The organism is Rhodococcus sp. LB1 (assembly GCF_001583455.1).
Classification (GTDB): Bacteria; Actinomycetota; Actinomycetes; order Mycobacteriales; family Mycobacteriaceae; genus Rhodococcus_F; species Rhodococcus_F opacus.
Window position 1 is genome coordinate 12864 of sequence record NZ_LTCZ01000438.1, and the last position, 13615, is coordinate 26478.

General features: G+C 65.1%; 13 protein-coding genes and 1 pseudogene. 7 read left to right on the forward strand and 7 right to left on the reverse strand.

Annotated features, from left to right (window positions below):
• The 4 genes from AZG88_RS46920 to AZG88_RS46935 all read right to left on the reverse strand — a co-directional run.
• Positions 1–1601 (reverse strand): zinc-ribbon domain-containing protein (locus AZG88_RS46920; RefSeq protein ID WP_231914457.1); only part of this gene is annotated, 1601 nt, incomplete at its 3' end.
• A gap of 175 nt (positions 1602–1776) precedes the next feature.
• Complete coding sequence (locus tag AZG88_RS46925) at positions 1777–2148, reverse strand: hypothetical protein (protein ID WP_061701427.1); 372 nt, start codon at positions 2146–2148, stop codon at positions 1777–1779.
• A gap of 80 nt (positions 2149–2228) precedes the next feature.
• Positions 2229–2438, reverse strand: a complete 210-nt coding sequence (locus AZG88_RS46930) for a hypothetical protein (RefSeq protein ID WP_041813653.1) — start codon at positions 2436–2438, stop codon at positions 2229–2231.
• A gap of 11 nt (positions 2439–2449) precedes the next feature.
• Positions 2450–3325, reverse strand: a complete 876-nt coding sequence (locus tag AZG88_RS46935; protein ID WP_061701428.1) for a hypothetical protein — start codon at positions 3323–3325, stop codon at positions 2450–2452.
• A 391-nt stretch (positions 3326–3716) separates the two neighbouring features.
• Between AZG88_RS46935 and AZG88_RS46940 the strand changes: the two genes are divergently transcribed.
• Together AZG88_RS46940 and AZG88_RS46945 are read left to right on the forward strand one after the other, a co-directional pair.
• Positions 3717–4409 (forward strand): class I SAM-dependent methyltransferase, encoded by a 693-nt coding sequence (locus AZG88_RS46940; RefSeq protein ID WP_061701429.1) that lies wholly within the window; start codon positions 3717–3719, stop codon positions 4407–4409.
• Between the two features lie 102 nt (positions 4410–4511).
• A complete protein-coding gene (locus tag AZG88_RS46945) occupies positions 4512–4814 on the forward strand; it encodes a hypothetical protein (protein WP_061701430.1) in 303 nt (100 codons plus the stop codon).
• Between the two features lie 55 nt (positions 4815–4869).
• On the opposite strand, the gene AZG88_RS46950 is transcribed toward AZG88_RS46945, so the two are convergent.
• Positions 4870–5064 carry a hypothetical protein gene (locus AZG88_RS46950; protein WP_061701431.1) on the reverse strand — a complete coding sequence of 65 codons (195 nt, stop codon included), beginning with the start codon at positions 5062–5064 and terminating at the stop codon, positions 4870–4872.
• A 350-nt stretch (positions 5065–5414) separates the two neighbouring features.
• On the opposite strand from AZG88_RS46950, the gene AZG88_RS46955 reads away from it, so the two are divergent.
• From AZG88_RS46955 to AZG88_RS46960, 3 genes and pseudogenes are all read left to right on the forward strand, one after another.
• The gene (locus AZG88_RS46955; protein WP_061701432.1) at positions 5415–5753 is read left to right on the forward strand and encodes a zinc-ribbon domain-containing protein; all 339 of its coding nucleotides are present in this window, start codon (positions 5415–5417) and stop codon (positions 5751–5753) included.
• A pseudogene (locus tag AZG88_RS55935) lies at positions 5671–6000 on the forward strand (zinc-ribbon domain-containing protein); the annotation flags it as partial. The gene AZG88_RS46955 and the pseudogene AZG88_RS55935, both read left to right, overlap by 83 nt.
• Positions 6001–9606 (forward strand): zinc-ribbon domain-containing protein, encoded by a 3606-nt coding sequence (locus tag AZG88_RS46960; RefSeq protein WP_231914458.1) that lies wholly within the window; start codon positions 6001–6003, stop codon positions 9604–9606.
• Positions 9607–9726: 120 nt separating this feature from the next.
• Here AZG88_RS46960 and AZG88_RS46965 read toward each other — a convergent pair whose 3' ends face one another.
• Positions 9727–10275, reverse strand: a complete 549-nt coding sequence (locus tag AZG88_RS46965; RefSeq protein WP_156517779.1) for a DUF6226 family protein — start codon at positions 10273–10275, stop codon at positions 9727–9729.
• A gap of 180 nt (positions 10276–10455) precedes the next feature.
• The gene (locus tag AZG88_RS46970) at positions 10456–10863 is read right to left on the reverse strand and encodes a hypothetical protein (RefSeq protein WP_231914459.1); all 408 of its coding nucleotides are present in this window, start codon (positions 10861–10863) and stop codon (positions 10456–10458) included.
• A 255-nt stretch (positions 10864–11118) separates the two neighbouring features.
• Here AZG88_RS46970 and AZG88_RS46975 point away from each other — a divergent pair, with 255 nt between their 5' ends.
• Together AZG88_RS46975 and AZG88_RS46980 are read left to right on the forward strand one after the other, a co-directional pair.
• Positions 11119–11895, forward strand: coding sequence for a hypothetical protein (locus AZG88_RS46975; protein ID WP_061701436.1), 777 nt, complete (start codon positions 11119–11121; stop codon positions 11893–11895).
• A gap of 119 nt (positions 11896–12014) precedes the next feature.
• Positions 12015–13615, forward strand: a 1601-nt coding sequence (locus AZG88_RS46980; protein WP_156517780.1) for a hypothetical protein, incomplete at its 3' end; no start/stop codon positions are given.

Here is a 13615-nt window from a genome sequence, read left to right on the forward strand (position 1 = left end):
TCGATCACGACGGTGAGCCCGTCGTGGTCGATGCTGATGTCCGTCGTCCAGGACTTGCGAGTGGTATACGCGTCGTCGGTCATGGTGATTCCGGAGCGGGCATTGCCGAACACCTCCACCGCGGCCGCATGGTGCTCGAGTTCGACACGCGATTTGCCGGCTTGTCGGCAGTCCGGGCACTCCGCCCCATTCGACCGCCTGGTCAGCGGCGCGCGCCACACGTGGGCGGGGTCGGTGGCGCAGACCCATTCCGGAACGAACGCCAGTGCCGCGTGCGGGCGCACGTGCCAGGCGGTGACCGCGTTGGTCGGACTCCATTCCGCGGCCAGACCCGGATCGTGCCAGGCCAGGGAGCCGAGGATGGTGCGGCAGGCCGGGCAGCGCACCCGGCTGCCGCCGTCGCGGGCCCGCACCATCGTCTGCCACTCGTGTCCGCAACAGTCCGCCCGCCACCACATCTCACGCTGCGAGTCCCACACCACGTTCTGCGGGGTGTATTTGCCGTTACGGGTCGGATGCCACTGGGCGGCGATTTCGGGCAGCAGGTCAGCGAGCCACTTCTTCGCCGTCGCCGACCCACGACAATGCGGACACCCCGAGGTGAGGAAAAGCAGCGTTCTGATGCGGGGATGGTGCCCGTTCGGGCACCGGAACCGACGCAGCTTCCCACTTTCGTCGACCATCACCTCGCGGGGGTCGTCATCATCGGCCCATGCCGCTGCCAGCTCCGGAACATCGGCCACCGGGGTGGTCTTCCACCGCGTTCTCTCGACTTCCCACTCCTCGCGACGGCGGGCGGAACAGGCCCGGCATGCCGGTCGGCTGGTCATGACGTTGACCTTCTCCTCAAACCGCAGCCCGCACTCCGGGCATCGCCAGTGGCAGGAGCGAGTGGCCAGGACCGTCACCGTGTCGAAGGCGGTGGCCTCGTTGTGGTCGTGGTCCCACCAATCCAGTGCCGGCGATTGCGATTCCGACAGCAATGCCCGGCCGGGTCGGGGGCTGCTGGGGTCGGAGGATCGGGTATTGCGTGCACAGGTGCAGCCCGAGCCCAAGTCTGTCATCCGTGCAGCGCTGATCCGATGGCATCTGCGGCAGCGGGCCAGTACCGGGTCATTGTCGTCGTGGACCTCACCGATCGGGTCGACCAGGTCGTAACCGCACTCGGCGAGATGGCCGGCGATCCGTTCGTGCGGCCACCACCGCTGCTCGAGGAATTCGCGCACCTCCGGCTGCGGATGTGCTTGAAGGATCTGCTCCGGGGAATGGTGCCGCAGTAGCTCGAGCATCGTGCGATCGAACTCCATCCACGGCTGTGAGCGAGTTCTGTTCGCCCGCTTCGTCCAGTGGCACGCCCGGCAGGTCGGTGTCCCCGAGGCGTTCTTTCGGACGACGTAGTCGAGTCGGTAATGGGCGCGCACACCGCAGGTCCGGCACGTCGTCAACCGCCAGGCGTCCGGCGTGGTGAACGGCTCCGCTGGTTCGAGGCCACCCGTGCGCAGGATTCCGTCGATGCAGTCGGTGCACCACGCGGGTTTGCTTCGGGACACGAAGGCGGCCAGCTGACCGCACCCCGTGGTTGCACAGTCCTGGGTCTTCATCGTCGCTGCCACCCTGTCCGCGCACGGCCCCGACCCCGCCCGCACCGTCCTGCCGCGCTCGAAGTAGTCGCGTCACCGGAATATTAGCGGGACTGACCTGCGGACATGGCATGTCCCCCAAGGGCCATGACGGGAGCTACTCGAAGCGGTCTGGGGTGACCGCTCAGGGGCGGAATCAGGTCGATGCCGCGCGGAGAATGGAAGCAGGCGTCTCGGGGTCGGAGAATGCCTCGTCCACCATGCGCAGTGCGGGGACGACGACCGTTGCCTCGATGTGGTCGATGTGGTCGCACGTCCACCCGGTAATTCCCTCCGGCCCCTCGGATTCCGGTCCGAAGAACCGGTCGATACCTGCATCGCTGTAGCCCCAATCGATGAGATCGTTCCGCGTGCACCATCGATCGCGCGGCTCGGTGACAGTGATCAGATAGGTGGTGGTACCGCCGACCACGTTCCCGTTCTCGTCGAACGCGCCGCCGCTATTGCTGACGGTGAGTCCAGGGGCCTTGTCGCGGATTTCGTCCTCGGTCGCCGGCCGTTGATACACGTACCACTCGCCTTTCTAGCGTTATCGCAATTGGGAGCTATAGTCCGATCACTGAATATGCACAGGATGAGCCGGAGGCGTCACCCCTTCTCGGGGTTGGTGTCTCCGGTTTCCTCTTTCGCGCGGAGCTCGGCGCCCAGGCGTAATTTCAGCTCGCGGCGGGCACGCTGCTTCGGTGTCTCCTCCGGCTCGGGTTCATCGTCGACCGGCCGGAACGTCGCCCGTCCCAGCTTGATGTCCGGATGGACCACCAGCTCGGGGCGGCCCTTGTCGTCGGTGAACAGTCCCATCCTCATTCCCCTCATTCCTCGGTGATGTCCCGCAGCTGCACGATCATCCGCCGGCCGATACTGCCGTCAGGGCGACGGTATCGCCCCTCCCCCGCCGAGACCACCTCGAACCGCATCCCTCGCGGCAGCAGGTGCGCGGTGTCGTCGACTGTGTCCGAGCGGCCCAGATACATGCCCCGGCCGGTTTCGATCTCGAACACCACATCCCGATCGCCCAGCGTTCCATCGAGTTCGTGAGCGGCGTGGGTGGCCATCGTGTGCCGGTCGAAATCCAGGCGGGATCCGGGATGCAGGGTCGCGGGTAGGTTGACCGCCTGCTGCGGCACCGCGTGCGGGAGGGTCACCGCGCAGTACAGGATGTGGCCGCGATCGTTGAACCGTTCGGCGGTCTGAATCGCCCGGTCCACCCGCTGGACCTGGGAGCGCATCTTCTCGTCGAGTTGCTGCGCGTCACCGCGAGCCGTCGACAGCGCCTCGCCGACGGTCTTCCACCGGTCCGGGTCGCTGACCAGGTCCTGCACGCCGGTGTAGCCGACCTTCGGCAACTGCGACTGCGCCTTGTGCTTGTTGACCGACCGCACCTTGCGCTGGCGTGAACTCGGCGGCTGGCGAATCGAATCCGGGATCGGCAGCTCCCGGCGTTTACGCTCGGACACATCGGGGACGGTCGCGCGGGGGAAGGCGCGCTCGAGGTCCTTGCGGGCCCGGGTGAACTCCGCGTCCTCGACCATCCGGTCCAGCTGCCGAGCACCGTCGCGCTCCTGGGCGCGGTCGTCGTAGGTGGCGGCCGGCCGATAGCCGGCGGGCTTGGAAGCCGGAGTGGTGCTGGTGCCGGCCTCCGGATCCAGACGGGTCGGCGGCGCATCCGGGCTCACGTTGTACGCCACCAGATCCCCTCCCGCTGCGTCGAACAGCCCCAGATATGACGAAGCGTGGCAGGCATTAGTGTCCCAATTGACGGCCTGCCACGCTCGGACCCGACCGCAAGGCGGGTCTACCGCGGGAGAAGCATCCCGGTGACCAAACCAGTAACTCGCTCCCACGCGTGCTGTCGGCGTTTCCGCCGAACGCACACCAGCATAGCGAAACACGCTGAGATGAAGATCGTTCCTTACGGCGGCGGCCGAGCCGGAGCAACTTGGGAAGGCAGGGGTGACCTTCCCGAACACGCCGCGGTACATCGCGGCAGACGAATCGACCGAGTCCCTGGAATCGGCGCCGTTTACGATCGGTGATGGCGGGGGAACGCCATCACGCGAACAACGAGGGGGAACACGCATGTCTGCAAGTGCGGTCACACAGGCGGAGAAGGCCGGCGCCGCCCCATACAGTCAGGCGCTGCTGTCGGTATACGACACCGTGGTGTTGCGGTGGAGCAACACCCTCGTCTGGCGCTGCCCCAGCGAACGGCTGCTCGCGCACTACAACTCCCACCTCGGTGGCCGGCACCTCGACATCGGCCCCGGAACAGGCTGGTACCTCAAGCGCGCCACCTACCCGACCCTGAACCCGGTGTTGGCGCTGCTCGACCTCAACCCGAACACCCTGCAGATGACCACCGCACGTCTCGCCGACCGTGGCATCACCGCGGCCGCGCACACCGGCAGCATCCTCGCCCCACTACCCGCGGACGTCGGGGTGTTCGACTCCGTGGCCGCGAACTTCGTCCTGCACTGCGTGCCCGGGACCTGGGCGGAGAAGGGCCGCGCGTTCGGGCACATCGCCCAGATCATTGCCGACGACGGGGTGTTCTTCGGCTCGACCATCCTCGACACCGGTGCGCACCACACCCCTCTCAGCCGCGCCCTGAACAGCCTCTACAACGGGCCGATCAAGCTGTTCCACAACCGCGGCGACGACCTCGACGGTCTGCATACGGCCCTGGCCGCCGCGTTCGGGGAGGTCGAGATCACCATTGTCGGCGCCGTCGCGGTCTTCGCCGCCCGCCTCCCTCGGCGCCTGGGCAGCTGATACGGCGCGCGGGAACGCCGGGCCGAACACGTCAGGCCCGGCGCGAACACACACCCCGCTGCGCCTGATCCCGATACTGCCGGCCGACCGAGAGGAACCCCAGTGCCGACACCCGAACCCGACGACCAGAAGATCGTCAGTCTGAATGCCCTGCGTCAGAGGAGAACCGACGACCTACTCTCCGGCCACATACCGCTGACGTCGCTGCTGTACCGCCGACGCGACCGGATCGCCGCCAACCTTCTCGTCTCCGACGTCCTCACCACGTACATGCGCGGATCCGGGATCGGGCCGGCCGGGGTCATGGTCATGCTCGGCATCGCCGACGACGCCCGGGTCCGCGACCTGACCGCCGAGCAGCGCGGGCAGATCACCGACGCGATAGCCGCGACGAGCGGACGGTAACCCACGCGAGGGGACGTGTCATCTTCGCAGTTCAGATGGCATTTCGTGTCTGAGGTCAGGACTCGACCGGAACCAACCGGTCGAGGCGGGCATGGAAGGGGAAACGACCGGGAACGTCGTCGCGCACCGACTCGATCACCGCGTCCTCGCCGTCGATGCTCACGATGACGAACTCCGAGGTGGCGTCGGTATGCACCTTGACGCGGTCACCCACATTCAAACCCGCGCGGGTTCCCGGATTCTCGCTCATAGGACATGACTAACCCGTACGGGTTCGGTGTGCAAGCCGCCGATATTTGCCGGGTTCAATCGTGGCTCTGACTGCCGCAACGGGCGCCACATCAGCTGTGCCGATAGCGGATTGTCTGCCGGTCGCTATCGCGGGCCTCACTCGTGGCGACCTCTGCACGGGGCGAGATCGGAGTCCAGCGAATGGCCGCTGGCAGACGATCCTTCGCGGAATGGGATCCTGGTGCGGGGCCGAAGCGATTTGCCGCTTTCGCGACCCTTGTCGAAAAGACCGCGCCGATGGGGGTTAACTAGCGGGGACGTTACTGCTTCGGGTGATGCACCCGCACGCGCCAGACTAGGAATCCGACGATGACAACTGCTGCTGATTCTCTTTCGTCTCGGTTTCCCGAGGTTGCCGCGGAGTGGGATTTCGAGGAGAACGGCGGTCTGACGCCGGATCAGGTCACTGCGGGTAGTCATAAGAAGGTCCATTGGAGGTGCCGGAAGTCTGGGCACCAGTGGGAGGCCGCGATCTTCAACCGCGCGAAGGGGCGTGGTTGTCCCGTGTGCTCCAACACGAAGGTGCTGGCGGGCTTCAACGACCTTGAGTCGCAGTTCCCCGAGGTTGCCGTCGAGTGGGACTACGAGGAAGAAGGTCCACTGGAAGTGCCAGAACTTCGGACACCAGTGGCAGGCCCAGATAGTTAAGCGCACGCAGACGAATGGTCACGGCTGCCCGGTCTGCTCGAATCAGCAGGTCCTGGCTGGCTTCAACGACCTCGAGTCGCAGTTCCCCGAGGTTGCCGTCGAGTGGGACTACGAGGCGAATGCCGGTCTGACGCCGGATCAGCTCACTCCGGGGAGCAACAAGAAAGTCCACTGGAAGTGCCGGGATTTTGGGCACTCGTGGCAGGCGCAAATTTCTGAGCGCACCCGCGGGGGAACCGGCTGTCCCGTGTGCTCGAACAACAGGGTGCTGGCGGGATTCAACGACCTCGAGTCGCAGTTTCCCGACGTCGCAGCGGAATGGGACTACGAGGAGAACATCGGTCTGACGCCAGACCAAGTGACCGCCGGGAGCAATAAGAAGGTCCACTGGAAGTGCCGGAATGCTGGGCACCAGTGGCAGACCCAGATCGCCAAGCGCACCCAGAATGAGAGCGGCTGCCCTGTCTGCGGCAGCAGGAAGGTGCTTGCGGGCTTCAACGACCTGGAATCGGCGTATCCCGAGATCGCAGCGGAATGGGACTACGCCATGAATAGCCCGCTCCGGCCCGACCAGGTGATGGCGAGTAGTAACAGGAAAGTGCACTGGACGGGAAGCTGTGGTCACAACTGGGCGGCCATCATCGCAAGCCGCACCAACGGCGGTAACGGCTGTCCTATCTGCGTGAATCAGCAGGTCTTGGTGGGCTTCAACGACTTGGGGTCGCAGTTTCCCGAGATCGCGGTGGAGTGGGATTACGAGGAGAACAACGGTCTGACGCCGGGTGAGGTGGCTCCGCGGAGTAGTAAGAAGGTCCATTGGAAGTGCCGGTTCGGCCATCGGTGGGACGCCATAGTCGTGAGTCGCACCAGCGGCGGGAGCGGCTGCCCGTTTTGTTCAGGACGACGTGCCCTGGCAGGGATCAATGACCTGGCATCGCAGTTCCCGGACATCGCTGCGGAGTGGGATTTTGCAAAGAACGCCCCGCTGAGACCGGCTGAAGTCGCTGCAGGATCTGATGTCGAGGCGCACTGGCTGTGCCCCAACGGGCACGAGTACACGATGAAGGTGGAGTGGCGGACCCGTCTCCGCCGCCCGCTGGGCTGTCACTGCCAGGGACGCATGTGGAATGCCCGAAAGCTGGAGGGCTTCGTAGCGGATCTGGCTCAGTACACGGATTCGATGACACCGGCAATGCTGTATGCGGTCTGTCAGCAGGCTGGGGTACTGACATCGTCGAAGTCGGACGTGATCGGGAAGGCGCTGGCCGATCCCACGAGCCTGAAACAGTTGGTCGACGGCAGCGACGCCGGGGCCGGGGATCCCGAACCGTCGGGGCCGCTCGGCGAGAGCACTGAACCGGCGGCGGATCCGGCAGAAGACGATCTCGGTGTGCTCGATCCGGAGGGCCATCTTCCGACGCCTGCGGAGGTAGCGGAAGCGGCCTCCGAACCCGAAGCCCCGCCAGTCGATCCCGACTCGGGCGAGGACTCGTTCACGCTCCCCGCCCTCAAAGTGGACGACATACTCGGCATGGGCGCGAAGTTCTTCGCCAGCGTGGACGAAGACACGGTGGACTTCTTGACGGCGGCTGCGGCCGGACAGATTTGGAAGTTGGCCTACCGTCTGGACTCCGGCGCCATCACGGAGACGGAGCGAGTGCAACTGCAGGCCGAGCTGGACAAGACCCTCGAACCGCGTGCGGACCAGTATTCGGAGGGCATCCGACTTCGCTTCCGGTCCGAGTACGAGCAGGCGCTCGCCATCGTTCCGCCGGCGAACTGGTCGTTCAAGCCGGGAAGCGCCACGGCGATCGTGTCCCCCAACCTGATGCAGCGGCATGTAGCGGCTCAGGTCGTCACGCGCAGGCGCGTCGGCAACTGGTCTGGGACGGGTGCGGGAAAGACCGTGTCGGCGATCCTCGCGGCAGGTCTACTCGAGGCTGGTCAGGGGGACGGCATCGTGCTGGTGGTCTGCCCGAACAATGTCGTCGCGGGGTGGGTCGGCTCCATCAACAACTGCTACCCCAACGCCCGAGTCGAGGCAAAAACGCTTACCCCGACGTGGAAGAGGGGGAAGGGCTCACGATGGTTGGTCGTCAACTACGACCGCCTGCCCGGCAACGAAGGCACCCTCCAGGCGCTCATCGGCAAGAACCTCATCGACATGCTCGTCATCGATGAGGTTCACTACGTCAAGGAGCGGGAGAACGTCGCCCCGTCGCAGCGCCGGAGGGTGCTCTCCGGGGTTGCGGTGGAGGCGGCGAAGTCCAACCCGAACGTCGCCGTGTTGGCCATGTCCGCCACCCCGGTCGTCAACGATCTGCACGAGGCGCGGAGCCTGCTCGAGCTGACCGAGGGCGTCCAGCTTGACGACATCCCAATCGCGAAGACCGTGCCGAACGCGATGCGCTTACATCAGTACCTCACCCGGGTGGGTTCTCGGTGGATGCCCGACTACAGCGCCAACCTTGCCCCGGTCACGGTCCCGCTGGACGTGTCTCACCGCCTCGACGACGTACTCGCGCTCGGAAAGCAGCCCAGCCCGTCCGCGCTGGACCAGATTCTGTTGGCGGACAAGCTCGACACGATCGTCGCGCACTGCCGCTCCGGGGGTAAGACCCTGATCTACACGCAGTTCGTCACCGGCATCGTGGAGCCGCTCACGGAGGCACTGCACGCTGCCGGGCTTCGGGTCGGGCTGTTCACCGGCGATGACAAGGACGGGTATGCCCGCTTCGTCGGCAGGTGGGCGAACGGCGACACGGTCCCGGACGAAGAACGGGTGGACGTACTGATCGGCTCCGAGGCCATCTCCACTGGCGTCGACGGTCTCCAGCACGTCTGCGACACCCTCATCTTCGCCACGCTGCCGTGGACGCACGCGAACTATCAGCAGATCGTGGGTCGCATCCACCGGCAGGGACAGACCGCACGGACAGTCACGGTGGTCATCCCGGCGACGTTCGCAGACATCACAACGCCGGAGGGGCAGGAGAAGCAGTGGTCGTGGTGCGGCCAGCGCTGGGCCCGTGTCGAGATGAAGGAGTCCCTGTCCGACTGTGCTGTGGACGGCGTGGTCCCGAAGGGTGTCTTGGTCAGTCCGACAGAGGCCGCACGCGCCTCGCTCGCATGGCTGCGCAGGCTCAGGGACGACGAGGTGCAGACTGCCATCCGGAAGCCACTCGACCATCTGCTCGGTGAGGACGTCGAACGGATGGCGCCCACCGCCAAGAACCGTCGTTACGGCGATCTGTCTGCGCTGCACGGTGCGTGGGCTTCAACGAATTCCACCGTCACACACAGCAGGCTCGCCGAGAATCCGGCCGAGTGGCGGCGGTACCACGACCTCTACACGGAAGCCCGGCGCAAGTGGGAGACGGTGCCGGCGTACGAATTCGCGAAATGGCTCAACGACGGCCGGCGTCCGTGTGTCGTCGCAGACCTCGGGTGCGGTGAGATGCTGCTCGCCGATCGGGTGAGCAGCGGTCACACAATTCTGCCGTTCGACCATGTCGCGTTCGACGACCGCGTGACTGTCTGCGACATCGCTGCCGTCCCGCTCGATGACGCATCCGTCGACATCGCGATCCTGTCGTTGGCACTGATGGGCAAGAACTACGCCGACTACATCCGCGAAGCGCACAGGATTCTCCCGGTCGATGGGCATCTATGGCTCTGTGAGCCAACCTCGAGCATCGGTTCGGATGAGGCACGCCTGCGAGATGTCCTGTCTGGATTTGGCTTCGACCTCTATCGCGTACAGGGCGAGGGCCAGTTCACGTTTGTGCGTGCAATCAAGTCGGACAATGCTCCCCAAGACGTCACCGCGCCAATCAAGATAGGCACCCATTGATTTCTCATACCGTAAGGGTCGCCAAGCGGGATCCTGACAGACCGCATGCGCCGTCAGACGCAACCTACTTGGTTTCTCCGGATAGGGATCGGCAACCGGCGTCGGAGCGCCACCGTGTGCTCAGGATCGGAGGGACCACGGTCGCCAGCGCCCATCTGTCGGCGGCTGCAGCGGTCTGGCACGCAGCTCAGCGGCCCGTGCCGCGGACAGTCTCGTCCTGCCGCTCCGAACCCAGCCTTCGCCGTCCCAGGAATGCTCAAGGATCAGCCGGAATCTGCCGGTGATCCGTTCGGACAGCTGCCCGGCAGTCAGCGCCTCGGAATACTCGGCCAACTCCCGCAAGACATCCTCCGCGGCCTCATCACACGCGTCACACCCGCACGCGGGAAGCGCGATGTGCGCCCATGCGCCCGCGTCGAGATACAGACCAGGAAACGAAGTGAAGGTGATCGCCAACGGCGCCTGATCTACGCGAATAGGAGTGATCTCCACCAACTCCACCAACTCGACTGTCCGCGACTTCGACCGCGGCGCGGGACCACGAGTGACACTGACCTCGAACCGGCGCTCCAGGTCGGCGATCAGATCCTCGGCAGCCGGAATCAGCGGGGCGAACCGTTCCGGGTTCGTCACCCGCCCGTATGCCTCTGCCGGGGGATCTTCCACCACCGCTCCCTCCTGCACCGATTGCGGCATTCGCTGCCAGTACGTCCATCGTCGTCGGCGACCCAGATCAGCGGCAACGCAATTACCTGGCACAGATCGAGTAGGAACCCTTAGGCGTCGGAACCCGGCGTCTCAGGGGAATCGTCACCGACATGTTCCAGAAGTGGATCCTTGATCGGCTGACTATTGACCGAACGTGAAGCGCAGGTTTGCGTTGATGAGTTCGTTCACTCGCTTGCGCATGCGGACCGTCGTCTCTCCGTCCGGGATTGGTTCGTCGACGCTCAATGTCCAGGACAGAGTGGCGCTGCCGTGTGTTGGGCCGACGAAGTCGAAGCGGATCCGTGCATCCGGCCGCCAGGGCCAGATCGACGTCCGTACGACGAGGTTCGGTTCGACAGCTTCTGCGATCGTGGGACGTTGTTCGTCGTTGTGCAGGATCAGCCACGGACGAACCGGGTCCCGGTCAGGGTTGGTGAGGGCTTCGTAGACGATGCGAGGCGGCGGTGGTTGGGTGCGACGCCGGCTGGCAATTTCGGGCACACCGAACCACTGCCTCTCACTTTTCGATTGCCGATCTGTGCCCGCCATCGATCCCCCTGTGATAACTCACGCAGTGCCCCAGTAATGGCTTGAGCAAAGGACACTCAGCGTGGTCGCCGATGATCTGCTCCTCACGCTCGATCAGGAGCTCATTCAACAGCCAGCGTCCGGTGCTCGTGGGCGATGGAACCGCACCTGCGGGTGCACATCGCCAACATCCCACGTCCTCGGTAATGCCGGAGTGACTGGCGGCGATAAAGCCTTGACGCCGTTGGGGCATCCACTATCGAGAGACACCCACACATGACTAATCCGTTCTATCCGAACCAGCAGGGTCCGAAGCCCGGCCAGTTGGGTCAGCCCAGCCCCGGACAGGGCGCGAAACCTCCGAAGACCCCGAAGCCGCCGATCCGGCCTCCGGGGTGGAACCCCGAGAAGGGGAACAAGCCGTTGTGGCCGTGGCTCCTCGGCGGTGGCTTTTCGATCCTGGTCCTCACCCTCGGTATCGCGGCGAACGTGCAGGACGACACCACGTCGAGCGCAGCTGTCAGCTCCACGAAGGCCGCGGCCACCACCACGCTCTCGGCAGCCGAGTTCAAGCGGCAGAGCGAGGCACGTGCCGCCGAGGCCGAGCGTCAGCGCCTGGCGCAGGAGGAGAAGGTGCGGGCAGCTGAGGCCGAGCGTGCCCGTGTCGCCGCCATCGAGGCCGCGAGGTGGGACCGCAACACCTACGAATCGCTGGGTGAGCGGGACTTCGCGCTGGTGGCAAAGAACCCGGACGCGAACAAGGGCCGCAAGCTCGTTGTCTACGGGCATGTGACCCAGTTCGACTCCGCGACGGGCACCACCCAGTTCCGGGCGAACACGATGGCATCCCCGCAGGACCGCAGCTACAGCTACGACAACAACACCGTGGTGACCGGGGCGGCGAACGTCCTCGCGAACGTCGTGGAGGACGACTTCGTGACCATGTACGTCGAGGTCACTGGATCACATTCGTACAGCACGACCATGGGCGGCAGCACGACTGTGCCGAAGTTCCAGGCGATCATGATCGACGTGACCGGCTCGTCCGAGTAGACAACCCGAATGAACCTGCCCATTGCATGGCCTGACTCGCATTTGGAGTGTCCTTGTCCCTGGTCTGGTCCTTGCCCAGACTTACAGGTACGTCAGCCGCGTACCAGGTGGAGACGTGATTGACGATGGACGGATCGCGGTGGCTTTCCTGGGTGCGGGCCCTTCCGGCTAGCACAGTCCTGGGTGTCGGTGCGGCTGTCGCTGCCGCGGTCTACACGGTCTTGACGATTTTGGCAGCCCCGGTGTGGGCGCGGCTGCTCGCGACGCTCGTGGTAGCTGTGGTTGCAATCGCTGTGGCGTTCGAAAAATTGCGCACCGACCGTCGTGTGAAAAAGGAGAAAGAAGAGGAGGAGAAGCAGAAAGAAGCAGTGGCCGAGGCCAAATGGGTGAATGCTGCGAAAGCCTGCCTACTCTGGCCTCCCATGCCGGTCCGCGAGATCGACCCCTACAAAGAGCTGGGCGTGGCTCGATCGTCCCTCGCGCAAAAATACGCCGAACGGGCAGAACTACTGCCACCGTACGTCGAGCGTGACATCGATGAGCGGGCCCTCAAACGTCTCCGCTCCCATGGGTCGGTGCTGCTCATCGGGACTCGGGCGAGCGGAGTCACGCGGAGCGCATACGAACTGACACTAACCGTACCGGCCTCGTCCCTGGCCATCGTTCCGCAAGGTCCGCACGGCCTCGCGACTGCGCTGGGCGAACTCGATGTTCTCTCGCGGCCTGAGTGCGGGACACGGCAGTTGCTGTGGCTCGATAAGGTCGACACTCTTGCACGAGGTGGCCTGACAGCGACGATGTTGCGTCGCTGCAGAGAGCGCCCGGGGCTGCGGATAGTGGCCACCATCTCGTCGACCGAGTACAAAGTCTGGTCTGCGGAAAACCCCGTTCTAGCCGCGGAATTCGGTGATCCGATCCTGCTCAAGCGGGTGCCCTCTGCCCAGGAGCTGACGCGAGCCGCGGCAGCGTACCCGGGGGTGGACTTCAGCGAAGGCATCGCGGCAGCTTTCACGGTCGTAGCCGAACTGCTCAAACAGCTGAACAGTGGTGACAACACTTGCCCGTACGAGCCGGCCGGGGATGACTGTGCGCTCGCGCGGGAGGTCGTCGACGTCGCCGTTGTCTGGGCCTCCACCGACATCGGCCGTCCACTTCCGGTCGGCCAGCTGCTCGCCTTAGTGCAACAACGATTGGGTGAGCATCGGAGGATCGACGGTAAACACCTGAGGAGAGCCCTGAAGTGGGCGGACTCTCCCGTGGTCGGCAGCGCCTCGCTCCTGGTCCGCGAGACCGACAGCGAGGGCGAGCAGGTTGTCATTGCTCAGGCGGACGTGGCGGAGATCCACCGTGCCGAGGCGGAAGAACCCGACGAGGCGGTATGGACAGCAGCTCTGGATGCCGCTGGCCACGCTGACGACTCCGAGGCTCTCGGGCGTATCGGATTCCGGGCTCACATCGATGGGAACGCCGGCATTGCCGCTCAGGCGTGGGCGATGATCACCGCCATCGACGATCCGGCCGTGGTATCGCTTCGGCGGGCGCTCGCGTTCAGTCGTGGACGTGACGACCCCGCTGGGGAGGTGTCCACGCTGGAGCGGCTATTAGCGCTCACCGAAACCGCCCACGGCTTCGACCACCCGAAGGTCGCAAAGACGCTCACCGACCTGGGGAACGCGTGGCTCAAGTCGGGGCAGCCGCCAGCCAAGGCCCGCGAGCTGTT

What these genes read in the sequence shown, in the direction of transcription:
- AZG88_RS46930 (WP_041813653.1), bottom strand. Translation starts at nt 2,438, where the DNA reads ATGGGACTGTTCACCGACGACAAGGGCCGCCCCGAGCTGGTGGTCCAT.
- AZG88_RS46940 (WP_061701429.1), top strand. Translation starts at nt 3,717, where the DNA reads ATGTCTGCAAGTGCGGTCACACAGGCGGAGAAGGCCGGCGCCGCCCCA.
- AZG88_RS46950 (WP_061701431.1), bottom strand. Translation starts at nt 5,064, where the DNA reads ATGAGCGAGAATCCGGGAACCCGCGCGGGTTTGAATGTGGGTGACCGC.
- AZG88_RS46955 (WP_061701432.1), top strand. Translation starts at nt 5,415, where the DNA reads ATGACAACTGCTGCTGATTCTCTTTCGTCTCGGTTTCCCGAGGTTGCC.
- AZG88_RS46970 (WP_231914459.1), bottom strand. Translation starts at nt 10,863, where the DNA reads ATGGCGGGCACAGATCGGCAATCGAAAAGTGAGAGGCAGTGGTTCGGT.
- AZG88_RS46975 (WP_061701436.1), top strand. Translation starts at nt 11,119, where the DNA reads ATGACTAATCCGTTCTATCCGAACCAGCAGGGTCCGAAGCCCGGCCAG.